This is a genomic window from Pedobacter sp. ok626 (assembly GCF_900100435.1).
Lineage (GTDB): Bacteria > Bacteroidota > Bacteroidia > Sphingobacteriales > Sphingobacteriaceae > Pedobacter.
The window spans coordinates 179,940-205,428 of the sequence record NZ_FNEX01000008.1 but is presented as its reverse complement, the minus strand read 5'-3'; the positions used below and the strand labels follow the sequence as shown (position 1 = coordinate 205,428).

The following is a 25,489-nucleotide window of genomic DNA, read 5'->3' as shown; positions in this document are numbered from 1 at the left end:
TTTGCGCATGCCTTATTTTAAAAAACTGCTTGATCTGCTTAAAATTGAGCGGGAAGAAGATTTACGTGCTTATACAAAGCAAAAGGAAACACTTTCTGTTGCGGAACGCAGAGCAAATGGTTTAACCTGGTACCCTATTGCGATCAGAGGATCGGAAATGAGTAGGGGTGATTACTTGACGGTTGAGGTAGAGCGTACCACACATCAAGATCTGAATCACCAATTGCGGTTTGGCATGCCAGCTGTATTATTCTCTAACCATGATCCTAAAAATGATCGTGTTGAGGGGGTAATCGCTTATCAGGGTGGAAGCCGCTTAAAAATTACTTTACGTACGGATGAGCTACCTGATTGGGCTAGAGATGGTAAATTGGGTATCGATGTGCTCTTTGATGATCATAGTTATGATGAGATGCAAGGGGCGGTTAAACGGGCTTCCTCCCGGAATGAGCAGGGCGATGATCATCATTTGATAAAAGTGTTGACCGGAGCAGATACGCCTTCTTTTTCGACAGATATTTTTCATTACCCAATTGCTAAGTTGAATGCCGTACAGCAATTGGCGGTAAACCGTATTGTTGCTGCAGAGCAATTGGCGATTGTGCATGGTCCGCCAGGTACTGGTAAGACTACTACGCTTGTACAGGCTATTAAGGCATTAATTAAAGATAAGGGCAGACAGATTTTAGTGGTAGCGCCAAGCAATACCGCTGTAGATTTATTGACTGAAAAGCTGGCTGATGAGGGTTTGAATGTACTGCGCATTGGAAATCCTGCAAGGGTTTCTGAAAAACTGTTTTCTTTAACTTTAGATAGCAAAATGGCTAACCATGGCACTATAAAAGAGGTTAAAGACTTGAAAAAGCAGGCTGCGGAGTACAAAAATATGGCTCATAAGTACAAAAGGAATTTTGGGAGAGCGGAGAAGGAACAACGTAAAGCACTTTTTGATGAGGCGCATAAGATCATGAAAGCTGTTGCTAATACGGAGCAATATATCATGGACGACTTGTTAGATAAAGCACAGGTGATAACTGCAACATTGGTTGGTGCCAGTCATTACACAGTTATAGACCGTAAATTTGATACGGTCGTAATTGACGAGGCCGGACAAGCTTTAGAACCAGCTTGTTGGATTCCAATTTTGAAAGCGCAAAAATTGATATTGGCCGGTGATCACTGTCAGTTATCACCTACGATAAAATCTAATGAGGCTGCTAGAGCTGGGTTAAGTACCACTTTACTGGAAAAATGTGTCGCCTTGCATCCAGAGGCTGTTACTTTGCTGGAAGAACAATACCGGATGAACGAGAAGATCATGAATTATTCCTCTTCTGTATTTTATCAAGGGAAGTTAAAAGCCCACGGTTCGGTAGCGAGTCATTTGCTATTTGAGGGGGATGCTCCATTGGCTTTTATTGATACTGCCGGTTGTGGATTTGAGGAGAAAACAGAAGGTACCAGTACCTATAATCCGGAAGAGGCTGTGTTTTTATTGAAGCATTTGTCCCAGTTGTTTACCCAGCTAAGTGCTGTTTATACTATTGAGAATTTCCCTACTGTAGCTGTAATCTCACCATATAAACAACAAATTCATGTGTTAAAGGATTTGTTGATCAATCATTCTGCTTTGCAGGAATACGCTAGTAAAATTTCAGTGAATACCATTGATAGTTTTCAGGGTCAGGAACGGGATATCGTTTATATTGGTATGACCAGAAGCAACGATGAGGGAGCGATAGGCTTCTTGTCAGATATTCGTAGGATGAATGTGGCTATGACCAGAGCGAGGAAAAAGTTGGTTGTAATTGGAGATAGCGCAACCTTATCGAGGTTACCTTTTTATGCCGATTTTATTACTTATGCAGAGCAAATAGATGCTTATCAAAGTGCATGGGAATTTGCGGATATGGATTAGTTTAGTCGGAATCTTCGTCCGATTGGTCTCCACTTCCATATTTTTCTGAGTAGTCCCTCGCGTTTTCATCTGCTGATGAATTGCCTTCTCTTTCACTTTCGAGATTGCGGTCTAAACGCTCATTCCACTTATCCAATCCATCTGGATGGTTATGTTTTTTAAGGAGGTTTGCGTTTTCTTTTTTAGAGGTTTTCATGACCGTATGTTTTACAGGGTTCTCTTGATAAACATTGGGGGGGCACAATAGGTTTTGAAAAATCTAGGATAAAAATTATTATCTTTCGAGCAAAAACAACATTTACTGATGAAGAGAGGCCTAACCATAGTTCTTATTTTTTTTAGCTCTATAGTATTTGCACAAGAAAAATACTGGCAGCAGCATGTGAGTTACAAAATAGATGTAGCGTTAAATGATCAGGATAAATCATTAAAAGGCTTTGAAACAATTGTGTATAAAAACAATTCGCCTTCTAGTCTTAATTTTATCTGGTTTCATATCTGGCCAAATGCCTATAAGAATGAGAATACGGCATTGTTTCATCAGCTGAAAAATGATACTACCAGAGCTGCAAAGCTGGAAAAGTATACTTATGGGAGTATAGAAGGTTTGAATTTTAAGGTGAATGGGAAGGTTGCAACTACCGAAGCACATCCAAATCCACAATATATTGATGTGATTAAACTGAAGTTGCCTACTGCTTTAAAGCCTGGTGATTCTGTGAGTATTACTACTGATTTTAAAGTGAAACTGCCTTCGTATTTCTCCAGATCTGGTTTTGCAGATGCTGAATTTATGGTTTGTCAGTGGTATCCAAAACCAGCAGTGTTTGATAAGAATGGCTGGCATGAGTTCCCTTATTTGGATATGGGAGAGTTTTATAGTGATTATGCTTCTTTTAATGTAAATATTACGGTGCCTGCTGATTATGTAGTGGGGGCAACAGGGACTTTGCAAAATGCGGATGAGTTGGCTGCTTATAAACAAGTGGGTGCTAAGAATGTCGCTGACCGCAATGCTAAGCCGACGCTTTATGTTGCAAAGAATAAAAATGGCGTTAAAAAACTGAATTACAAGATTAATAATGTTCCTGATTTTGCCTGGTTTGCGGATAAGGACTTTGTGATTCAATATGATACCTTAAAACTAGAGTCTGGAAAAGTGGTAGATGCTTTTACCTATTATCACAATAAGGACAGCACTTTGTGGAATTATAGCATTGATTATGCAAAGGATGCGGTTAAACGTTATAGTAGATGGATTGGGGAATATGAATATCCTGTGGTGCAGGTGGTGGAAGGACCTAAAAACAATTCGAGTGGCGGGATGGAATATCCAACGATTACACTGATCACCAGTCCTGATGCTAAGAAGGAATCTTTGGATGGCGTGATTGCGCATGAGGTTGGTCACAATTGGTTTATGAGTATGTTGGGTAGTAACGAGCGACAACATGCCTGGCAGGATGAAGGATTGAATACATATTTTCAGTTTAGATATGAAGCGGAGAAGTACCGAGCTAATTCTGTATTTGGGGACGCCATTCCTGTCGAAGTTCAGGCATTGCCAGTTAAGGAGTTTTTGGCTGCGATTTATGGCGCTTTGAGCGGAGCACCTATGGCCTCAGCTATTGATATTCCTTCAGATAAATTTGCCTCCTCTGATCAGTATAGCGAGGCTTCTTATTTAAAGACAGCTTTGTGGTTGTATATCCTTGAAGATGGTGTAGGGCGAGAAAAGATGGATAATGCTTTTAAGCTTTATTTTAACCTGTGGAAAGGGAAACATCCACAGCCAGAAGATTTAAAAGCTGCATTTGAGCAATCGCTTGGGATTAATTTGGATAAGTATTTTGAATTGCTCAAGAAAGAAGGAAAGTTTCAATAATCGCTGATAATACTTTAAGAATTGACCCATTTATAGCTCATCAGTATAATTGCAGCGTACAAGCCAGTATTGAAAATCTCATGATGGTTGAAGGTAATCTGTGGATTGTAAAATAGGGAGAGCAGTATCAAACGGCATAAATTGAGTGTTAAAATTAGGCTTAATCCGATGAATAGAAATTTTAGTCGTGAGCGGAGTGATTTTGGAAAAGAAAGGGCAAAGGCTGAGAAGCAGCTTATGATTCCATAACCAAGACAGGAGTAGACTAGTCTGAACCCCGAATGTCCCTGAACTTTTAAACTGACGTCGGTCGTGTAAACAACATAACCCATGAGCTCTAATATTTTTGCTGCTGCAGCAATGTATAGGTTACGCCATAGTTCAATATAATTCAAATGTTGATCTAAAAATGAAAAGTATAGCCCACCGGGGCTTGTGATTCCAATGTACGCTATGTTAAAACCATAGAAGGTCAGGAATAGGATCAGGAAACTTATTGAAAAACGGGCTCCATCTTGCATATGTTTTCTCGCTTTTAGCACATTGTTTTTTAGTAAAGTTTATTTTTATAAGTGGATTAAAAAATTCTTAAGGCTTTGTTTAGCTAAAACAAAGTTCCTTTCCATTTGTCTTATATGGTAATAGATAGACAAAACTTATGGAAAAGATAATTCAAGCGATATTTGACAATGAGGCAGATGCATTTACGGGCTTAAAGGCTTTACAGGAATTGGATTTGATTCATGATTTATCTTTAGGAGAATCGTACTTGCTAACTAAGAGTAAGACAGGTGAAACTTCAATTAAATCAGCAACGGATAAGGCTGCGGGTTCTGGAGTGGCGGGGGGAGCTCTAATTGGAGGCTTGATTGGGCTTTTGGCAGGACCTTTGGGTTTTATTGTGGGTGTAGCTGGGGGAATGATTGCTGGCTCTGCCGGGGAGACGCTAAGGGCGGAAGACAGGTCTGAGTACCTGGATGTGATATCTAAGCAAATCCCAAATGGGAAGTCATTGCTAATTGCCCATGTTTGGGAGGATTGGAGAACACCGGTTGATACAGTTTTGGAGCCTATAGCCACCTTGATTACTCGTTATGAAGTGCACGATAAGGTGTTTGATGCTGATTATCAAGCGAAACAGTACGAGGCCTGGATAAATAGTGCTGAGCAGACTGGAGTAGTATCTGATGAAGAAAAACAGAAGAGAATTGAGCAACGGGTAAAAAGTCAGAAAAAGCGGTTGACAGAGGTTAAAAAAACATAAAACTACCACTACATTAAAGAATATAGGTACTTTTGCGCTCATATTTATACGAGCAAATGAAATTAGCGATTAATGGTTTTGGAAGAATTGGACGTGTTTTTTTACGCGGGGCAATAGAGAGAAACATCAATGTTGTAGCCATAAATGATCTTGGCGATCCAGCTACGTTAGCTCACCTTTTTAAATACGATACCGTTCACAGGGGATTTAAAGGAAAGGTAAGCTTTGAGGATGATGGTTTGATCATTAATGGAAAGAAAATCCTGGTATATAATATAAAGAAACCTGAAGATTTGCCTTGGGCTGCCTTAGGAATTGACCTTGTTTTGGAGTCGACGGGTAAATTTACCACGAAGACTGGTGCTGAACTCCATTTGAAAGCTGGAGCAAAACAGGTATTGATATCTGCGCCATCAGCTGATAAAGAAGTGCCGATGGTGGTGCTGGGTGTGAATGATGCTGAAATAGATTTGAGTTCGCCTATCCTGTCAAACGCATCCTGTACAACCAATAATGTCGCACCAATGGTGAAAATATTGGACGACAATTGGGGGATTCTGGACGGATACATTACAACGGTTCATTCTATGACCGGTGATCAGAACCTTCATGATTCACCTCATAAAGATTTAAGAAGAGCTCGTGCAGCTTCTGCTTCTATTATTCCTACAAGTACGGGAGCTGCTAAGGCCATCACCAATATATTTCCGCATTTGGAAGGTAAATTGGGGGGGGCTGGAATCAGAGTGCCGGTATTGAATGGGTCATTAACTGATTTTACTTGTATTTTGAAGTTACCAACGACCAAAGAGGAGATTAATGCTGCTTTTAAAAAGGCTTCTGAGAATGAATTAAGTGCGATTGTGGAGTATACCGAAGACCCGATTGTTTCGGTCGATATTTTGGATAATCCGCATTCTTGCATATTTGATGCGCAGTTGACTTCTATTGTTGGTGATCTGGTAAAAGTGGTGGGTTGGTACGACAATGAATCAGGTTATTCTGCCAGGTTGGTTGATTTGGTTCAAAAAATAGCAAAACATCATGATTAAATATATTACAACGGCAGAAACGCTTGATTTGAGAAATCTTGTCTTGCGGAATAATGCTGGACTGGATAAATGTGTTTTTCCGACGGATGAAACTAAGGGAAATTTTCATTTGGGTTGTTTTGTGGGGGATAAATTGGCATCGATAGCTACTTTTTTCCCTGAGGATTGTGAAGGAAAGGGTACTGGAGGCTTTAGATTGCGCGGTATGGCGACGGATCCTGCTTTTTCTGGAAAGGGTTGTGGCTCGGATCTTATAAAATTTGCAATTAATGAGCTGAGATCTGCTAATGCTTCTTATATTTGGTGTCATGCGCGGAGTTCTGCCCTTGGTTTTTATAAAAAACTGGGTTTTGAGGTGATTTCGGAGGAATATGAGGTGCCAGAGATAGGTCCTCATTTTAATATGATTAAAACTATCTCATAACAAACGCGAACCAATCCTAATACAAAACAAAAGATTTAAAATGAAAACAATAGATCAATGCAATTTTAAAGACAAGAAGGCTTTAGTTAGAGTAGATTTTAACGTTCCTTTTGATAGTGATTTTAATATTACTGATGATAAAAGGATGCGTGCGGCATTGCCAACTATTCAAAAAATATTGAATGATGGTGGCGCGGTAATTTTAATGTCTCATTTGGGTAGACCTAAAGGTGGACCAGATGATAAAAACTCTTTAAAGCATATTTTAGGTGATCTTTCGAGAATGCTTGATTTGCAAGTGAAGTTTGCCGACGATTGTATTGGCACTGAAGCAGTAGAAAAGGCAAGGAATCTAATGCCTGGTGAGGTATTGCTTTTAGAGAATTTACGTTTTCATAAAGAAGAAGAAAAAGGAGATCGTGACTTTGCTGGGAAATTAGCAAAGTTAGGTGATGTATATGTAAATGATGCTTTCGGAACAGCGCACCGTGCGCATGCGTCGACAGCTATTGTTGCTGAGTTTTTCCCAACTGAAAAATACTTTGGTTATTTAATGGCGGAAGAATTGAAGAATGCTGAAAAAGTAAATGTAGGTGCTGCTAAGCCTTTTACTGCAATTATGGGTGGCGCGAAAGTGTCAGACAAAATTTTACTGATTGAGAGTTTGTTGGATAAGGTAGATAACTTGATTATTGGTGGTGGTATGGCTTATACTTTTGCAAAGGCTCAAGGTGGTGAAATCGGAACTTCGCTATTAGAAGCCGATAGAATGGCTTTGTGTTTGGAGTTGTTAGAGAAAGCTAAAGCTAAAGGTGTTAATTTGTATTTGCCTTTAGATACGGTTATCGCTGATAAGTTTGATAATGAAGCGAGTAAGGGTACGGTAGATACTGGACAGATTCCTGCTGACTGGATGGGCTTAGATATTGGTCCAAAAACAATTGCTTTGTTTTCTGAAGTGATTTCTAACTCTAAAACATTATTGTGGAATGGCCCAATGGGTGTATTTGAAATGGCCAATTTTGAGCAAGGTACACGTGCTGTCGCGGATGCTGTGGTAGCTGCAACACAGAAAAATGGTGCTTTTTCTTTAATTGGTGGTGGTGATTCGGCTGCGGCGATTGCTAAATTCAATTTAGAAGATAAAGTAAGTTATGTATCTACAGGTGGTGGTGCATTGTTGGAATATATGGAAGGAAAGGAATTGCCTGGTGTTAAGGCGATTAATGATTAAGTAATAAGAACCTTTTTTAGGACAGGCGTTTCGTTTTTTACGAAACGCCTGTTTTTGTTTACCACCGTATTTTCTGCGTTTTTGATGGTTTAAAGGCAGAAAAATATTGGTATGAAATATGTTGATAATTTTTTGTGGTAGAATGTGGTAAAAAGTGGTAGAAATATCTATTTTTACACTACATAAAAAGTGCACATAGAGAAATGGTACAACTATTAGGAGAGTTTGATTGTAAATTAGATGCGAAAGGCCGCTTGATGGTCCCTTCGAGTCTAAAAAAACAATTGCCTAATGTTGAGGATGAGGGACTTGTGATTAACCGGGGCTTTGAGAAGCATTTGGTGATTTATCCCAAAAAAGTTTGGGAAAGCATGGTGGAGGAGATGAGTAAGTTGAACCAATACGAACCAAAAACAAGAGCGTTTATTCGTTATTTTACTCGCGGCGCGACGTCTTTGACGTTGGATGCTGCAGGAAGAGTGAATTTGCCGAAGTCGTTATTGGAGTCGGTGGGCATTGAGATTAGTGATGATCTTGTTTTAGCTTGTCAGTTTGATAAGGTGGAAGTTTGGTCGAAAAAGGCTTATGAAGCCTTGTTTGATGAAGAGCCTGAGAATTTCGCTTTCCTGGCTCAGGAAGTAATGGGAAATAAAAACAGGGGGGAAGATGGAAAATAGTTATCATGTTCCTGTTTTGTTAAAGGAGTGTATGGAAGGCTTAAATATTAAGCCGGATGGCGTGTATGTGGATGTGACTTTTGGTGGAGGTGGACATTCTCGTGAGATCCTTAAAAAATTAGGTAAAGACGGAGTTTTAATTGCGTTTGATCAGGATCCTGATGCGCAAAGAAATAAGATCGATGATCCTCGTTTTCATTTTGTAGATCAGAATTTTGCTTTTCTTAAAAATAACCTGCGTTTGTTGGGTTATAAAGCTGTAGACGGTATTTTAGCTGATTTGGGGGTCTCTTCTCATCAGTTTAATGAGCCGGAGAGGGGTTTTTCTACTCGATTTGATGCTGCGTTGGATATGCGTATGGATAAACAAGGTAAGTTAACAGCTGCTGATGTTTTGAATACGTATACTGAAGATCAGTTGCATAAAATTTTTGGCATTTACGGTGAGGTTAAAAATGCAAAATCTTTAGCTAGGGTTATCGTTACAGGGCGTGTTGATCGGCCGGTTTTAACATTGGCAGATTTTAAGACGGTTGCTGCGGCACATATTCCTAAAGGTAAAGAGCATAAATATATGGCGCAGGTTTTTCAGGCTTTACGCATTGAAGTGAATGCCGAAATGAAAGTGCTGGAAGATTTTCTGTTGCAAACTGCTGATGTGATAAAACCTGGTGGTCGTTTAGTAGTGATGTCATATCATTCATTAGAAGATAGGCCTGTTAAAAATTTCCTTGCAAAGGGAAAGTTTAGAGGTGAGGTGGATAAAGATTTTTTTGGTAACGAGCAAAAACCGTTTAAAGCGATTACGAGGAAAGCTATAGTGGCTGATGAGGCTGAGCTGGAACGTAATAGTCGGTCGCGGAGTGCTAAGTTAAGAGTGGGAGAGCGGATATGAACAACAGGTTTAGGGAGCATCTTGATGAAGAGCCGGAATTAGAGGAGGAGGAGATTGATGTTAAGGTTAAACCTAAGCCTAAACAAAAAGAACCTGAAAGTAGTAATGCTTTTTTTAAAAAGCTGTTTACTGAAGGGGTAGTGAGTAAAGAAGCTGCAACGGAGATGTTGCCGTTTTTGATATTTCTTTCGGTTTTATGTATGCTGTACATAGCGAATAGCCATATGGCTGTGAAGAATATCAGGAGTATTGATAAGTTAAATAAAGAAGTAAAAGAGCTGAGTTGGGAATATAAGTCACTAAAAGCTGATTTGATGTTTAAGAGTAAATTGACGGAAGTAGCAAAAAAAGTAGACACATTAGGGATTAAAGAACTGACTGAGCCACCTAAAAAAATTGTAATAAACAGTAATGAATATCAGAGATAACATCTTATTACGTGTTTATCTGTCCTTCGGGCTGATTGTACTGCTTGCCGTGGCAGTATTGGTCAGACTATGCGATGTACAGTTTGTGGAGGGACATAAATGGCGTGCCATGGCCGATAGTCTCTCTACAAAGTATATCAATATTGAAGCTGCCAGGGGTAATATTTATTCAATAGACGGTAGTTTGCTGGCAACCTCTATTCCTGAGTATGAATTGAGAATGGATTTGTTTGCTGGTGGGATACAGGATAAAGATATTTTTAATGAGAAGGTAGATTCGTTGGCGTTTAGTTTGTCTCAGTTTTTTAAGGATAAAACGCCTAAAGAATATTCGCGTTACTTGCGTGCTGCACGTAGGGATAGTGTTCGTTATTTGTTGATTAAACGTAAGGTTGGTTATCAGGAATTAAAGACGATCAGGACTTTTCCAATGTTTAATATTGGAAAGTATACAGGTGGTTTGATTGCAGTTCAGCAAAATAAAAGAATAAGGCCCTTTAAATTTTTAGCGGCCAGAACCATTGGGTATAAGAACGAGAATGTTCCAAATGGCGTTGGTTTGGAAGGTGCTTTTGGAGAATATATTAACGGCGAAAGTGGTAAACGATTGGTTCAACGTATTTCGGGTGGTGTTTGGATGCCTGTTAATGATGAGGCTGAGGTAGCGCCTAAAGAAGGAGCTGATATTATATCTACGATTGATATCAATATGCAGGACCTTGTGCAGACAGCACTGGAAAAGCAATTGAAAATTAGCGATGCTGATTATGGTACGGTTATTTTGATGGAGGTTGCTACCGGAGAAGTTAGGGCTGTGGCTAATTATACCCAGGTAAGTAAGGGGGTTTATGAGGAGCAGTTTAATTACGCTATAGGTGGTAGTCAGGATCCGGGGTCAACTTTTAAGTTGGCTTCTTATATGGCATTGTTGGAAGATAAGAAAGTAGATACAAACACTCTGGTGTCTACGGGTGACGGTACTTACAGGGTTAAAGGGCATACGATTAAGGATTCTCATGGTGGAATAGGTACAGTTACAGTGATGAAAGCTTTTGAGCAATCGGCAAATACGGCGGTTGCTAAGTTGGTAAATATGCATTATCAGGATGATCCAGCTCAGTTTACAGATCATTTTTATGATATTCATATGAATGAGAGGTTGGGATTGCAGATTCCTGGTGAAACAAAACCGGTGATTAAGAATCCGAAGTTTAAAAGTTGGAACAAGAATTTGACCTTGCCGCAAATGGCTTATGGTTACGAAATGCTGATTACGCCATTGCAAATGTTGACATTTTATAATGCTGTTGCCAATGATGGGAAATACATTGCGCCAATTTTTGTAAAAGAGATTAGACGTTTGGGTAATCCAATTGAGCAGTTTCAGGCAAGAGTGATTTCTGATCGTATCTGTTCTGAAAAAACAATTAAAAAGTTGCAAGCGATGTTAGAGTCGGTTGTGACCAAGGGGACTGGTAAACTGATGGGTTCTCCATTGTATAGGGTTGCAGGAAAAACAGGTACAGCTCAGGTTGCTGATGGGCGTAAAGGTTATAAGGGTAAGCCAAGCTATCAAGCTTCGTTTTGCGGGTATTTTCCGGCAGATAAACCTAAGTATTCTATCATAGTGTCTATTAACGGGCCTAAAAATGGGTATTACGGTGCAACGGTTGCTGGTCCGGTATTTAAAGAAATAGCGGATCGTATTTACGCGAGTGATATGGAAATGTATAATAACATTACAGCGCATTTTGTTGGTAATACCATTAATCCGGAAGCTAAAGCTGGTCAGAGTAAAGCGGTTAAAAGGGTGTATAATGCTTTGGGGGTTAAAGCTTTGTATGCTGCTAAATCGGATTACTTTAATAGTGTTGATACTAGTAATGGTATTGTTTACGAAGAATTTAACTTGGTAAAGGGAGTGATGCCTGATGTGAGAGGGATGGGCTTAAAAGATGCTTTATATCTTTTGGGTAATGCTGGCTTAAAAGCCAGAGTGAAAGGTAGTGGAAAGGTTGTGAATCAATCTATCGCTGCTGGAAGTAAAATAGGAAAAGGTTTATCAGTACAAATAGATTTACAATAAGATGCAGCTGCAGGAAATTTTATATGGAATAGCAATAACTAACCTGGTTGGGAATACCAATAAGGAGGTTGGTGCTTTGGTATTTGATTCTCGTCAGGTGAAAAAGGATGATGTGTTTTTTGCAATGAAAGGCACTTTGTCTGACGGTCATGCTTACATCAATAGCGTGGTAAGCGCGGGTGTTTCTGTAGTGGTTTGCGAACAGATTCCTGAGGAAACTGTTGCTGAGGTAACTTACATTCAGGTGGCCGATAGTTCGGTGGCGCTTGGTAAAATGGCGGCGAATTTCTATGGCAATCCTTCTGCTAAATTGCAGTTGATTGGTATCACAGGTACGAATGGTAAGACAACCATAGCTACCTTATTGTTTAAGTTGTTTCGTGAGTTGGGTTATAAAGTTGGTCTGATTTCGACGGTTGAGAATCATGTTAATGATCGTGTGATTGGGGCAACGCATACCACTCCTAATCCGATAGCATTGAATGTGCTTTTGCAGGATATGGTTGATGCGGGTTGTGATTACTGTTTTATGGAAGTGAGCTCACATGCTGTTGTTCAGCATAGAATAGAGGGCTTAAGTTTTGCTGGTGGTGTGTTTTCTAACATTACACATGATCACCTGGATTTTCATAAAACGTTTGATAATTATATCAAAGCGAAGAAAGCATTTTTTGACGTGTTGCCATCTTCGGCTTTTGCCTTAACCAATCTGGATGACAAAAATGGGATGGTTATGCTGCAGAATACGAAGGCAGTGAAAAAGACTTATGCCTTAAAGCAGCTTGCGGATTTTAAAGCTAATATTATTGAAAATAGTTTTAATGGTTTGCATCTGAATATTGATCACGCTGATGTTTTCTTTAAGCTGGTGGGTTCATTTAATGCTTATAATTTATTGGCAGTTTATGGTACCGCAATGTTGCTTGATCAGGATCAACTGACGGTGTTGACTACTTTGACTAGTTTGACTGGTGCTGAGGGGCGGTTTGATTATATGACTGCTAACGGTATTATCGGAATTGTGGATTATGCGCATACGCCTGATGCTGTTCAGAACGTATTGAGTACGATACACGACATTAGAAAGGGAACGGAGCAGGTGATTACCATTATAGGTTGTGGCGGGGATAGGGATAAAACCAAACGTCCGATTATGGCTCAGGTAGCTTGTGATTGGAGTGATAAGGTAATTCTGACTTCGGACAATCCAAGGACTGAAAATCCGCAAACGATAGTAGAGGAGATGGAAAAGGGGGTTTCTCCGACAAATAGGCGTAAAACTTTGAGTATAGTAGATAGAAGAGAGGCGATTAAAACAGCTTGCCATTTGGCTAAGCCTGGGGATATTATTGTGCTTGCAGGTAAAGGGCACGAAAAGTATCAGGAGATAAATGGGGTGAGGTATCATTTTGATGATAAGGAAGTATTAATGGAACAATTAAACTTGATCAGCTAATGTTATATTATTTATTTGAATACCTGAACCAGCATTACGATTTCCCTGGATTGAGATTGTTTCAATACATCACTTTCCGTACTTCTTTGGCGGTTATCCTTTCGCTGATCATCACTACTGTTTATGGTAGAAGGCTGATCAATTATCTACATAAAATGCAGGTTGGAGAGACCGTAAGGAATCTTGGATTGGAAGGCCAGATGCAGAAACAAGGTACACCTACGATGGGTGGTATCATCATTTTGCTCGGTATTTTGCTGCCAACATTGTTGCTGGCCAACTTAACCAATATCTATGTGATTTTGATGCTCATTACTACTGTTTGGATGGGCGCTGTTGGATTTTTGGATGACTACATCAAAGTATTTAAGAAGAATAAAGAAGGGTTAGCCGGTAGGTTTAAAATTGTTGGACAGGTTGGCCTTGGTTTAATCATAGGTTGTACAATGTACTACCATCCGAATATTGTGGTTAGGCAAACGGTGGAAGAGGTTGGTGTTGCTAAAGTTGCTACAGCTCCAATGGTTTTAAGACAAAAAGGGGAGAGTTTTTATTATACTCAGGATGTAAAGTCTACCTTGACTAATGTTCCTTTTTATAAAAACAATGAATTTGACTATGCTAAAGTGCTTAAGTTTTTAGGCGATGGCTATGAAAAATATGCGGCCCTGGTTTTCATTTTTATCACTGTCATAATTATTGCGGGGGTATCTAATGGGGCGAATATTACTGACGGAATCGATGGCTTAGCAACGGGGACGTCTGCGATTATAGGAATTACACTTGGATTGTTAGCTTATGTATCTGGTAATACAGTAATTGCCGACTACCTCAATATTATGTACATCCCAAATTCGGGTGAGCTGATGATTTTTGCGGGTGCCTTTGTTGGGGCTTGCGTAGGGTTTTTATGGTACAACTCTTATCCTGCCCAGGTATTTATGGGGGATACGGGAAGTTTGGCTATTGGTGGAATCATTGCGGCATTTGCCATTATGATTAGAAAGGAATTGCTGATTCCTGTTTTATGCGGTGTTTTCTTAATTGAGATTTTATCTGTGATGATTCAGGTATCTTATTTTAAGTACACCAAGAAACGGTTTGGCGAAGGCAGAAGGATTTTCCTAATGTCTCCTTTGCATCACCATTACCAGAAGAAAGGATATCATGAAGCTAAGATTGTAACTAGATTCTGGATCATTAGCATATTGTTAGCGATCATTACCATCATCACCTTAAAATTAAGATAATGGAGAAGCAGAGGATCGCAATTTTAGGTGGTGGAGAAAGTGGTGTAGGTGCAGCAATGCTAGCGCAGAAGCAAGGTTTTGACGTGTTTTTGTCTGATTTCGGTACAATTCCTACGCAATATAAAGAGAAGTTGCAGGAGCTAAATATTCCTTTTGAAGAGCATACGCACAGTCGGGCGGAAATTCTTAAAGCTGTTGAAGTGATTAAGAGTCCGGGGATACCTGATGCTGCGGGGATCATTAAAGAAATTAAAGCGAAGCAGATCCCGGTAGTGTCTGAAATTGAATTTGCCAAACGCTATACTAATGCAAAAACCATTTGTATCACTGGTTCTAATGGTAAGACAACGACAACAATGTTGACTTATCATGTTTTGAAGAATGCAGGTTTGAACATTGGGTTGGCAGGTAACATCGGGCAGAGTTTTGCTGCGCAGGTGGCTACATCGGATTTTGATTGGTACGTATTGGAAATATCCAGCTTTATGTTGGATGATATGTATGATTTTAAAGCTGATATAGCTGTTTTATTAAATATAACACCTGATCATTTAGATCGCTATGATTATAAACTGGACAATTACGCCGCATCAAAAATGCGTATTGTTCAAAATCAGAGCAGTGATGATATTTTTATCTACTGTGCTGATGACGAAGAGACTTTAAAAGCATTGAAAAATGCTAAAGTCAATTCAAAAAAATATCCTTTTTCAATTCGAAAGAAGATTGAAGAAGGCGCTTACCTTGAAGACAACAACATACACATCAACATAAACCTAAACGATCCATTAATCATGTCTATTACAGAATTAGCCTTACAAGGAAAGCACAATATTTATAACTCTATGGCATCTGGCATCGTGGCTAAGGTATTAGAGATTAGAAATAGTTCTATACGTGAGAGTATGGGTGATTTTAGAAACATTGAACATAGGTTAGAGCATGTTGCCAAAATTTCTGGAGTTGATTACATCAATGATTCTAAGGCTACCAATGTGAACTCTACCTGGTATGCATTGGAAAGTGTTGGCGCTGATGTGATCTTAATTATGGGTGGTGTTGATAAAGGTAATGATTATGACATGCTGAAAGATATGGTGCGCCAGAAGGTTAAGGCGATTGTATGTTTAGGTAAAGATAATAAACGGATTCATGAAGCTTTTGAAGATGATGTGGAGATTATTGTAAACACATTCTCTGCACACGAGGCGGTTCAGGTAGCTTATCATCTGGCAAAAAAGGGAAACACAGTATTGTTGTCTCCGGCATGTGCCAGTTTTGATTTGTTTAAGAACTATGAAGACCGTGGTAACCAATTTAAGGCTGCTGTTAAAGAATTGTAATTATGACTGCGATAAATAAGCTTTTAGATAAAACAAAAGGAGATCGCTGGATTTGGCTGATCATTATCCTTTTGTCGCTAATTTCTATACTTACCGTTTACAGTGCGACCGGAACTTATGCTTATAAGACGGGTAAAACTGTAGAGAAGATCTTGCTAACCAAGCACTTGATCTTTGTGGTGATGGGGATTGGTATGATCTATATTGCGCATTTATTGGACTATAAATATTATGCAGGGATTTCCAAGGTTTTAATGATCATTACGATTCCCCTCTTGTTTTATACAGCTGTTTTTGGTGCAAATATTAACGATGCATCTCGCTGGGTAAAGATTCCTTTGATTGGTTTAACCTTTCAGACTTCAGATTTAGCCAAAATTGCCCTGATTACTTTCCTGGCCAGGATGCTGACGAAGAAACAAGAGAATATTAAGGATGTTAGAAAAGCATTTATACCGATCATGGGTTCTGTGTGTGCGGTATTTGTGTTAATCGCCTGGGCCAATTTATCTACAGCTATTATGCTGTTTGGGGTAAGTATTTTGCTGCTGATTATTGGAAGGATCAGTATTAAGCAGATTAGTATGGTGTGTGCAGGTGGTGCAATATTGTTGCTATTTATTGTGTTTTTAGGACCAAGGGCTGCGACGTATAAATCCAGGGTAAATTCATTTTTACATCCTGAGTTGCAACATTCTGATAAGACTTACCAGGCTGATCAATCGAAAATTGCATTGGCAACTGGTGGGGTATTTGGTAAGGGCCCTGGGAATAGTACTCAGCGTAACTTTTTACCACACCCATATTCGGATTTTATTTTTGCAATTATAGTAGAAGAATATGGATTAATGGGGGCGATGACAGTGATGTTATTGTATCTCGTTTTGCTTTACCGATGCGTGCGAATTGTAACCCAAAGCCCGAAGGCTTTCGGGGCTTTGCTGGCTGCAGGGTTAAGCTTTAGTTTAACGATACAGGCGTTTGCCAACATGGCGGTAGCTGTTGGTTTAGGTCCTGTTACAGGTGTTCCATTACCATTGGTAAGTATGGGTGGAACGTCGATGATATTTACAAGTATTGCCTTTGGTATTATATTGAGCGTAAGCAGAGACGTAGAAGAGCAGGGAAGTAAAAAAGTAATTGTTGGTGAAATACCTGCAATGGCATAAAAATAGAAAGATGAGACCAACAAGGATAATTATTTCAGGAGGCGGTACTGGCGGGCATATATTTCCAGCCATATCGATAGCTAATGCGCTAAGGCGTATGGAGCCTGGCTGTGAAATTTTATTTGTTGGGGCAAATGGTAGGATGGAAATGGATAAAGTTCCAGCTGCCGGATATAAAATTATTGGTTTAAACATCAGTGGTATACAACGAGGTTCTATTGTAAAGAATTTAGGTTTGCCGTTTAAACTGCTTGGAAGCATGCGCAAAGCCTTGCAGATCATTGCTGATTTTAAACCGGATGTAGTAGTTGGGGTTGGTGGATATGCATCTGGACCAATTCTGTTTGCTGCATCATTAAAGAATATTCCATACCTGATACAAGAGCAAAATTCTTATGCTGGTATGACCAATAAGTGGCTGGGAAAAAAGGCGTCTAAGGTTTGTGTTGCATTTGATGGAATGGAACAATTTTTCCCTGCTGATAAGTTACTTAAAACTGGTAATCCGGTAAGAAAAGATGTGGTTGATGTTTTGAACAAGCATTATGCCGGTGCTGAATTACTAAAGCTTGATCCATTGAAGAAAACGATATTGGTGACAGGTGGAAGTTTAGGTGCTGGGACATTAAACAAGAGTATTGAAAAACATATTCTTGATTTTATTGATGCTGATGTACAATTGATCTGGCAAACTGGTAAATATTATTACAAAGGAATTGTTGAGCGTTTGGGACTTGATTTTAATCCTAATGTTCGGATTTTGGAGTTTTTGAATAAAATGGATTTGGCTTATGCTGCCGCTGATGTGATTATCTCACGGGCAGGTGCAGGAACAATTGCTGAATTGTGCATGATTAAAAAGCCGGTTATACTGGTTCCTTCGCCAAATGTGGCTGAAGATCATCAGACAAAGAATGCATTGGCATTGGTGAAAAACAATGCGGCTTTGATGATTGTAGATCAGTCGGCTGAGGACATTCTCGTGAAAGAGGCTTTGAGTTTATTGAATGACAAAGAGCGAAGTTCAATTTACGCTGATAATATAGGTAAAATGGCTTTACCTGATGCTGATCAAGTGATTGCAGCAGAAGTAATGTTATTAGCAGGAAGGGGGGCAAATAGCTAATGGAACTGAATAATATACAACGTGTTTATTTTGTTGGTATTGGTGGTATTGGAATGAGTGCTATTGCTCGCTATTTTGCTAAACGTGGCTGTGTAGTTTGTGGTTATGATAAAACGCGAACCAACTTGACTGTCGCTTTAGAGCAGGAGGGTATTCTGGTTTCTTATATGGATGACGAATCGGTTTTACCAGTTACATTCCATGAGAAGAATAAGGATACGTTGATTGTATATACACCGGCGATTCCTAAAAATTCAGAGATCTTAAATTATTTTAAGGACAATGGCTTTATTTTGAAGAAACGTTCTGAGGTTCTGGGCATCATTAGTAAAGGCCAGTTTTGTATTGCTGTTGCGGGTACGCATGGCAAAACAACAACATCGTCCATTGTAGCGCATGTTTTAATTGCAAGTGGCTATGGTTGTACTGCTTTTTTAGGTGGGATAGCTTCGAATTACAATAGCAATTTCATTATCGGAGATAACAATGTAGTTGTTGTTGAAGCTGATGAATATGATCGTTCTTTTTTGACGCTTCATCCGGATATATCCGTGGTTACTTCGATGGATGCTGATCATTTAGATATTTATGGTGATGCAGGTCATTTAGAAGAATCGTTTAAGATGTTTGCCGGACAACTGAAACCAGGTGGAACTTTGTTTGTTAAAAATGGACTCCCTTTAGCGAATGGTGTAAGTTATAGCGTTGGGATGTCTTCTCAAATTAAAGGGCAGAATATTAGGGTTGAAGGTTCGAGGTTTGCGTTTGATTATGTGGATGCAGATGTAGCTATTACTGATATCCAGCTAATGTTGCCAGGCAAGCATAATGTTGAAAATGCGATAGCTGCAATTGCTGTTGCACTTAAACTTGGTATAGATGCTCAAAAGATTAAGGAAGCGATTGGTTCTTTTAAAGGAGTTAAAAGAAGATTCGAATATATAGTAAACACATCTGATCACATTTATATTGATGATTATGCACATCATCCTGAAGAGCTTCGTGCGTGTTTTGATGCGGTTAGACAGTTGTATCCTGATAAAAAATTAACAGTAATTTTTCAGCCACACCTGTTTACACGTACCCGTGATTTTGCGGATGATTTTGCAAAAGTTTTAAGTACAGCTGATCATTTGCTGTTGCTGGAGATTTATCCTGCTCGTGAATTGCCTCTTGTGGGTGTGAATTCGCAAATGTTGCTGGATAAGATTTCACTGAAAGATAAAGAGCTATGTGGGAAAGATTTAGTGTCTGCCTACATAGAAAACAATAAGCCTGAGTTACTTTTAACTGTAGGGGCTGGAGATATAGATACATTGATACAACCACTTAAAGCCATTTTGACTCATGCTTAAAAGGATTAATTGGAAACCAATTTTTAAATGTTTTGCCTGGATTGTTTGTCTGGCCGGCTTGGTTGTGCTGATGAGTTTCGTTGACGGCAAAAAGAAAAAATTGGTTTGTACCAATGTTAAAATCCTGATTCCGGGAGCGGATAATTTTATAGAGCGGGAAGAGGTTGATGCTATTTTAAAACAGAGTCAGGGGGCGTTAATTGGCCAGAACCTGGCAGGTATCAACTTGCAGCGTATTGAGAAGAACATCATCGCCAATCCATACATTGCTTATGCTACGGTATATGCTGACATGAATGGGGTGATTCAGATAGAAATTAAACAAAGGCAGCCTATTTTGAGGGTGATTAATTCTGCAGGACAGGATTACTATATAGATAGTAATGGATTAAAAATGCCTGTTTCGCCCAATTTTACGGCTAATGTTTTAGCTGCAAATGGCGATATAATGGAGCACTTTAGCGGTAAAGTAGATACGCTAATTAGCAAGTTGGCTGTAGATTTGTATAAGGTAGCTTTATACGTTAAACAGGATACATTATGGGACGCTCAGATTGAGCAATTGTATGTGAATAATGCTAAAGATATAGAGTTGATTCCAAGGGTAGGTAATCACCGTATTATTTTAGGTACGGCTGATTCACTGGAAACCAAGATGACAAACCTGCTTGCTTTTTACAAGAAAGCGATACCAAAAGTAGGCTGGAACACTTATAAGACCATCAATGTAAAATACATTAATCAGGTTGTTTGTGAAAAGAACAAGATAGATTCCTTAACCGGCGAGGTGATTAAGGATCGTGGAACAGATACTGCCAAACAGAGCAGAAAACTCGTTGATTCTGTTGTCCGAAAGCAAATTGCAACGGATATACAGAGTGAAGGGGGTAGTGAAAAAGAAAAAGATAAAAAGATACCAGGAAAAACAAGTAATAAACTCAACAAATCGATATAGTTATGGGCAAAGAAAAATCTACCATTCAATCTCCAATAGTAGTCGGATTAGACATCGGTACTACTAAGATCTGTGTGATCGTTGGTCGTAGAACACAGCATGGAAAAATAGAAGTTTTAGGAATAGGAAAAGCAGAATCGGCGGGGGTTACTCGTGGTGTTGTTTCTAATATTCAGAAAACTGTACAAGGGATATCGCAAGCAGTTGAATTGGCAAGTGGGCAATCAAATGTTGAAATCCGCGTTGTGAATGTAGGTATTGCAGGACAGCATATCAAAAGTTTGCAACATAGAGGTATTTTAACTCGTCGCGAGCTAAATACTGAGATTGGAAAAAAAGATATCGATAAATTAATTGATGATATGTTTAAACTGGTTATGCCCCCGGGAGAAGAAATCATCCATGTTTTACCACAGGAATTTACAATCGACAATGAGCCGGGTGTAAAAGATCCGATTGGTATGGCTGGTGTACGCCTTGAGGCTAACTTCCATATCATTTCTGGTCAGGTAACTGCTGTGAAAAACATCATGAGATGCGTAACCAATGCCGGGTTACAAACTCAGGAATTAATTTTAGAACCCCTGGCTTCTTCAGAATCGGTGTTGAGCGACGAAGAAAAAGAAGCTGGTATTGCCCTGGTTGATATTGGTGGTGGTACTACAGATATTGCTATTTTCCATGAAGGTATCATCCGTCATACGGCAGTTATTCCGTTTGGAGGTAATAGTGTTACAGAAGATATCCGTGAGGGCTGCTCTGTAATGAGAAATCAGGCTGAGCTATTAAAGACCCGCTTTGGATCGGCCCTGGCTGAAGAAAATAAAGAAAATGAAATTATTTGCGTTCCTGGATTAAGAGGAAGGGAGCCTAAAGAGATTTCTGTTAAAAACCTTGCTTATGTAATCCAGGCCCGTATGGAAGAAATCATTGAGCATGTGTATTACGAAATCAAATCATCAGGTTATGAGAAAAAGCTGATTGGTGGAGTAGTGATTACTGGTGGTGGTGCTTTATTGAAACACCTGTCTCAATTGGTAGAGTATGTAACTGGTTTAGATTGCCGCGTTGGTTATCCGAATGAGCATTTGTCTAAGTATGAAGACATGCAGAAAACCATTTATGATGATTTGAAAAGTCCAATGTATGCAACCAGTGTTGGTTTGTTGATCAAGGGTATCCAAAAAGCTGAAGAGTTATTAGAGGAGATGAAACAACCTGGTGTTTTTGTAGAAAAGGCTAAAGAAGTTAAAGAAAAAACGAAGCGTTCGGGTGGTGGATTGTTTGATAAACTCCTTGCTAAGACAAAGGATTTTATCAAAGATGATATGAATGTGAGTGACGAAGATTATATAAAACCGTAATATTTATCCACAATGACTAACTTTTCCACATTATCAACATTTGTGGAAAACGCCTGTTAAAAAAGTGTTAATATTACATAGAGAGATGAACAGGTAAAACGAATTTTTAAATAACTGATTCATAAAGATATGCAGTTCGAAATGTTAAAAGATAAGTCATCAATCATCAAGGTAATTGGTGTTGGTGGCGGTGGTGGTAATGCGGTAAACCATATGTACCGTCAAGGAATTACTGGTGTAGACTTTATTATTTGTAATACAGATGCCCAGGCTTTGGAGTTTAGTCCTATTCCTAATAAGGTTCAGTTGGGTGCCAGTCTTACCGAAGGTATGGGTGCAGGCTCAATTCCCGAAGTTGGGAAAAATTCGGCTATAGAGAATATAGACGACATCAAGCAGATGCTTGGTAGCACAACAAAAATGTTATTCATAACTGCCGGTATGGGTGGTGGAACCGGAACAGGTGCCAGTCCTATTATTGCCAAAGCAGCGAAAGAACTTGACATTTTAACTGTTGCCATCGTAACTACGCCTTTTGCTTTTGAAGGTAAGAGACGGAAGATGCAAGCAAATGATGGTTTGGATGAACTGAAAAAATATGTCGATTCCTATTTAGTGATATCTAACGATCGCTTGCGTGAAATCTTTGGTAACCTTACTTTAGGTTCTGCATTCTCTCAGGCTGATGATATTTTAACAACTGCTGCAAAAGGCATTGCAGAGATCATTACTGTTCCTGGATACATCAACGTGGATTTTAAAGATGTACGTACTGTTATGAAAGATAGCGGTGTATCTATAATGGGTAGTTTTGCTTGTGATGGTGAGAACAGAGCATTGAATGCAGTTGAGGGTGCTTTAGCTTCTCCATTGTTGAAAGATAACGAGATCGAAGGAGCAAGGTATATCTTGTTAAATATAAGTTCTGGCCTACGTGAAGTAACCATGGACGAGGTAACTATTATTACGGATTACATTCAGGAAAAAGCTGGTCTTTCTGCTGATTTGATCTGGGGTAATTGTATCGATGAAAGTCTTGAAGACAAATTATCGGTTACCATTATTGCAACTGGTTTCCAAACTACTGAGCAACGTGACGAAGAGAAAAAGAATGTAAAAAAGATCTCTTTGCTTACGCCTGAAGAGGCTCCGTTGGTTAGACCGGTTGAGCCTGTAAATTCATTTATAGAGCCTAAAGCTCCGGTTTATACGAACGAACCGGTAATGAAGGCCAAAGAAGAAATTAAACAATCCGATCTTTTTGCAGATTTGTTTAATCCAAACAAGAGCAGAAATGCTGAAGAGCCAGCCAATACAGTTGTAAGGCATACTTTGATTGAAGAGGAAACTCCCTTTGTAGAGACTCCAAAGGATTCTGGTTTTGAATTTGAGATTAAAGTTGCAGAGACTGATTTTGTGTTCGAAAAACCAACAACTGTTTTTAATAATGACATCGTTCCTCAAAGGGAAGAGATTATTGAAGCAGGTGCTGATGACGATAAAAATGATGAGTCGATCGAAGATCAATTAAAGAAATCTAAGGAGAGAATTCTTAGATTGAAAGATTTGAGCATGAAACTAAGAACCAGCAATGGTTTGCAGGAACTAGAAAACGAACCTGCATATAAACGTAAGCAAATGCAATTGCAGCAGGTTCAACATTCTTCGGAGTCTCAGGTATCTAGATTTACTTTAAGTAACGACGAAGATGGATCTACTGAGATCAGACCAAATAACTCTTTCCTTCACGATAATGTTGATTAATTTAACCTAATCGGAATACCAAAAAGCCTTAGCAATTTTTGCTAAGGCTTTTTGGTATCAATATATTATGCTTGTGTAAGTAATGCGTCATAGAATGTCAATTATTTTATATCAGCTATATTAACCATAACTTTGTAAAAAAATAATAACTTAAAATACATATAACATTGGATATTTTTGAAAAGATAGCGAAACACATGGGGCCCCTTGGTCAACATCACAAATGGTCTCATGGATATTTCTCATTTCCTAAATTAGAAGGCGATATAGCTCCCCATATGAATTTTCGTGGTAAAGAGCATTTGGTTTGGAGTTTGAATAATTATTTGGGGTTAGCCAATCACCCGGAAGTACGAAAGGCAGATGCACAGGGGGCAGCGGATTTTGGTATGGCTTATCCTATGGGTGCCAGAATGATGTCTGGTAACTCTAAATACCATGAGCAATTGGAGCAGGAGCTTGCAGCATTTGTAGGTAAACCAGATGCGTTTCTTTTAAACTTTGGCTATCAGGGCATGGTTTCTATTATCGATAGTTTGGTAGATAGAAATGATGTAATTGTATATGATGCAGAATCTCATGCTTGTATTATTGATGGTTTACGCCTGCATATGGGTAAACGTTTTGTTTATAAGCATAATGATATAGATAGTGCTCGCAAACAACTGGAAAGAGCTACTAAATTGGTAGAGCAGAGTGGTGGTGGTATATTGGTGATCACCGAAGGTGTTTTTGGAATGTCGGGTGCTCAGGGAAAATTGAAAGAACTTGTTGATTTAAAAAAGGACTTCAATTTCCGGTTATTAATTGATGATGCGCATGGCTTTGGTACCATGGGCCCTACAGGTGCCGGTACACATGAAGCGCAAGATTGTATTGATGGGGTAGATGTTTATTTTGGTACTTTCGCAAAGTCGATGGCCGGAATAGGTGCCTTTGTCGCGTCGACTGAAGAAATGACTAACTTTTTCAGGTATAATATGCGTTCTCAGACCTTTGCTAAGGCATTGCCAATGCCAATGGTTATCGGTTTGTTAAAACGACTGGAATTGCTTAAAAACAACTCTGAATTAAGAGATAAATTATGGAATGTAGCTACCACTCTTCAAAAGGGGTTAAGAGACCGTGGTTTTGATCTGGGAGTTACCAATACAATGGTTACACCTGTTTTCTTAAAAGGTGAGTTGTTGGAAGCTACAGCACTAACAATGGATCTTCGTGAGAACTATGGCATATTCTGTTCAATTGTAGTTTATCCGGTTATCCCTAAGGGACTAATTGAGTTGAGGTTGATTCCTACTGCTGTTCACACAATCGAAGATGTACAGCGTACGCTAGATGCTTTTAGTGAAGTGTCAGATAAATTGAAAAGTGGGTATTATAAAGAAAATCAGTTTTCAATAGCTTAATATTTAACAAAATAAAAACCACCTTTATGTACGCATAAAGGTGGTTTTTTATTTCTTTTATTTCGTATTCTGCTGTTATTCAGGTGTTTGATTGGTTCGAAAGCGTGATAATTGTTTATAAACCTGCATAATGTGGAAAAAAAGAGGGTTTTCGCATGTTTATTTGTTATTGCAAAAATTCTTTTATTAAAATAAACATCTTACTTTAGTAAGAGAGTATTAATCAAAACCTTAATAAACTAAAGAAGCGAATTAACGATGAAAAAATTTAATGAAGTAAAGGAACTTGTTGCAACCTTAGAGGCTGACGCAGACAAATTCTACAACAAAGCAAACAGTGCTGCTGGAACTCGTGTACGTAAAGGTATGCAAGATCTTAAAAACCTAGCTCAAGCTATCCGTTTAGAGGTTCAGGACACTAAAAACAAGGCTTAA

General features: G+C 39.0%; 23 protein-coding genes. 21 read left to right on the top strand and 2 right to left on the bottom strand.

The genetic code is table 11. The features are described 5' to 3' along the window. Positions 1-7: 7 nt before the first annotated feature. Positions 8-1,918 (top strand): AAA domain-containing protein, encoded by a 1,911-nt coding sequence (locus tag BLS35_RS13505; RefSeq protein WP_090781818.1) that lies wholly within the window; start codon positions 8-10, stop codon positions 1,916-1,918. Between the two features lies 1 nt (position 1,919). Here the strand turns inward: BLS35_RS13505 and BLS35_RS13500 are convergent, their stop codons facing one another. Continuing rightward, on the bottom strand, positions 1,920-2,114 hold the full coding sequence (locus BLS35_RS13500; protein WP_090781816.1) for a hypothetical protein: 195 nt from the start codon (positions 2,112-2,114) through the stop codon (positions 1,920-1,922). Positions 2,115-2,222: 108 nt separating this feature from the next. Between BLS35_RS13500 and BLS35_RS13495 the strand changes: the two genes are divergently transcribed. Further along, complete coding sequence (locus tag BLS35_RS13495; protein WP_090781814.1) at positions 2,223-3,803, top strand: M1 family metallopeptidase; 1,581 nt, start codon at positions 2,223-2,225, stop codon at positions 3,801-3,803. A gap of 14 nt (positions 3,804-3,817) precedes the next feature. Here the strand turns inward: BLS35_RS13495 and xrtY are convergent, their stop codons facing one another. Then, positions 3,818-4,324 (bottom strand): exosortase Y, encoded by a 507-nt coding sequence (xrtY, locus tag BLS35_RS13490; protein WP_090781812.1) that lies wholly within the window; start codon positions 4,322-4,324, stop codon positions 3,818-3,820. 137 nt (positions 4,325-4,461) lie between these two features. On the opposite strand from xrtY, the gene BLS35_RS13485 reads away from it, so the two are divergent. The 19 genes from BLS35_RS13485 (at position 4,462) to BLS35_RS13395 (ending at position 25,489) form a co-directional block, all read left to right on the top strand. Beyond that, positions 4,462-5,067: a DUF1269 domain-containing protein gene (locus BLS35_RS13485; protein ID WP_090781810.1), complete on the top strand. Its 606-nt coding sequence runs from the start codon at positions 4,462-4,464 to the stop codon at positions 5,065-5,067. A gap of 56 nt (positions 5,068-5,123) precedes the next feature. Then, positions 5,124-6,119: a type I glyceraldehyde-3-phosphate dehydrogenase gene (gap, locus tag BLS35_RS13480; protein WP_090781808.1), complete on the top strand. Its 996-nt coding sequence runs from the start codon at positions 5,124-5,126 to the stop codon at positions 6,117-6,119. Beyond that, the gene (locus BLS35_RS13475; RefSeq protein ID WP_090781804.1) at positions 6,112-6,543 is read left to right on the top strand and encodes a GNAT family N-acetyltransferase; all 432 of its coding nucleotides are present in this window, start codon (positions 6,112-6,114) and stop codon (positions 6,541-6,543) included. The genes gap and BLS35_RS13475 overlap by 8 nt, the downstream gene beginning before the upstream one ends. 40 nt (positions 6,544-6,583) lie before the next feature. Further along, positions 6,584-7,777: a phosphoglycerate kinase gene (gene pgk, locus BLS35_RS13470; protein ID WP_090781801.1), complete on the top strand. Its 1,194-nt coding sequence runs from the start codon at positions 6,584-6,586 to the stop codon at positions 7,775-7,777. 203 nt (positions 7,778-7,980) lie between these two features. Further along, on the top strand, positions 7,981-8,454 hold the full coding sequence (gene mraZ / locus BLS35_RS13465) for a division/cell wall cluster transcriptional repressor MraZ (RefSeq protein WP_090781799.1): 474 nt from the start codon (positions 7,981-7,983) through the stop codon (positions 8,452-8,454). Beyond that, complete coding sequence (gene rsmH / locus BLS35_RS13460) at positions 8,444-9,349, top strand: 16S rRNA (cytosine(1402)-N(4))-methyltransferase RsmH (protein ID WP_090781797.1); 906 nt, start codon at positions 8,444-8,446, stop codon at positions 9,347-9,349. Before mraZ ends, rsmH begins: the two co-directional genes overlap by 11 nt. Beyond that, complete coding sequence (locus BLS35_RS13455) at positions 9,346-9,777, top strand: FtsL-like putative cell division protein (protein WP_090781795.1); 432 nt, start codon at positions 9,346-9,348, stop codon at positions 9,775-9,777. The genes rsmH and BLS35_RS13455 overlap by 4 nt, the downstream gene beginning before the upstream one ends. Then, a complete protein-coding gene (locus tag BLS35_RS13450; RefSeq protein ID WP_090781793.1) occupies positions 9,761-11,863 on the top strand; it encodes a penicillin-binding protein in 2,103 nt (700 codons plus the stop codon). Before BLS35_RS13455 ends, BLS35_RS13450 begins: the two co-directional genes overlap by 17 nt. A 1-nt stretch (position 11,864) precedes the next feature. Next, the gene (locus tag BLS35_RS13445) at positions 11,865-13,319 is read left to right on the top strand and encodes a UDP-N-acetylmuramoyl-L-alanyl-D-glutamate--2,6-diaminopimelate ligase (protein ID WP_090781791.1); all 1,455 of its coding nucleotides are present in this window, start codon (positions 11,865-11,867) and stop codon (positions 13,317-13,319) included. Then, positions 13,319-14,569 carry a phospho-N-acetylmuramoyl-pentapeptide-transferase gene (gene mraY, locus BLS35_RS13440; RefSeq protein WP_090781789.1) on the top strand — a complete coding sequence of 417 codons (1,251 nt, stop codon included), beginning with the start codon at positions 13,319-13,321 and terminating at the stop codon, positions 14,567-14,569. The genes BLS35_RS13445 and mraY overlap by 1 nt, the downstream gene beginning before the upstream one ends. Beyond that, the gene (gene murD / locus BLS35_RS13435) at positions 14,569-15,912 is read left to right on the top strand and encodes a UDP-N-acetylmuramoyl-L-alanine--D-glutamate ligase (RefSeq protein ID WP_090781787.1); all 1,344 of its coding nucleotides are present in this window, start codon (positions 14,569-14,571) and stop codon (positions 15,910-15,912) included. Before mraY ends, murD begins: the two co-directional genes overlap by 1 nt. Before the next feature lie 2 nt (positions 15,913-15,914). Beyond that, positions 15,915-17,081 (top strand): FtsW/RodA/SpoVE family cell cycle protein, encoded by a 1,167-nt coding sequence (locus tag BLS35_RS13430; RefSeq protein ID WP_090781785.1) that lies wholly within the window; start codon positions 15,915-15,917, stop codon positions 17,079-17,081. 10 nt (positions 17,082-17,091) lie between these two features. Beyond that, positions 17,092-18,207: an undecaprenyldiphospho-muramoylpentapeptide beta-N-acetylglucosaminyltransferase gene (gene murG, locus BLS35_RS13425; RefSeq protein ID WP_090781907.1), complete on the top strand. Its 1,116-nt coding sequence runs from the start codon at positions 17,092-17,094 to the stop codon at positions 18,205-18,207. Beyond that, positions 18,207-19,562, top strand: a complete 1,356-nt coding sequence (murC, locus tag BLS35_RS13420; RefSeq protein WP_090781783.1) for a UDP-N-acetylmuramate--L-alanine ligase — start codon at positions 18,207-18,209, stop codon at positions 19,560-19,562. Before murG ends, murC begins: the two co-directional genes overlap by 1 nt. After that, positions 19,555-20,517, top strand: coding sequence for a cell division protein FtsQ/DivIB (locus BLS35_RS13415; RefSeq protein ID WP_090781781.1), 963 nt, complete (start codon positions 19,555-19,557; stop codon positions 20,515-20,517). The genes murC and BLS35_RS13415 overlap by 8 nt, the downstream gene beginning before the upstream one ends. Positions 20,518-20,519: 2 nt before the next feature. Continuing rightward, the gene (gene ftsA / locus BLS35_RS13410; RefSeq protein WP_090781779.1) at positions 20,520-21,881 is read left to right on the top strand and encodes a cell division protein FtsA; all 1,362 of its coding nucleotides are present in this window, start codon (positions 20,520-20,522) and stop codon (positions 21,879-21,881) included. Positions 21,882-22,010: 129 nt separating this feature from the next. Continuing rightward, positions 22,011-23,645: a cell division protein FtsZ gene (gene ftsZ / locus BLS35_RS13405; RefSeq protein WP_090781777.1), complete on the top strand. Its 1,635-nt coding sequence runs from the start codon at positions 22,011-22,013 to the stop codon at positions 23,643-23,645. 167 nt (positions 23,646-23,812) lie between these two features. Then, positions 23,813-25,054: an aminotransferase class I/II-fold pyridoxal phosphate-dependent enzyme gene (locus tag BLS35_RS13400; RefSeq protein WP_090781775.1), complete on the top strand. Its 1,242-nt coding sequence runs from the start codon at positions 23,813-23,815 to the stop codon at positions 25,052-25,054. 258 nt (positions 25,055-25,312) lie between these two features. Beyond that, the gene (locus BLS35_RS13395) at positions 25,313-25,489 is read left to right on the top strand and encodes a histone H1 (RefSeq protein ID WP_090781773.1); all 177 of its coding nucleotides are present in this window, start codon (positions 25,313-25,315) and stop codon (positions 25,487-25,489) included.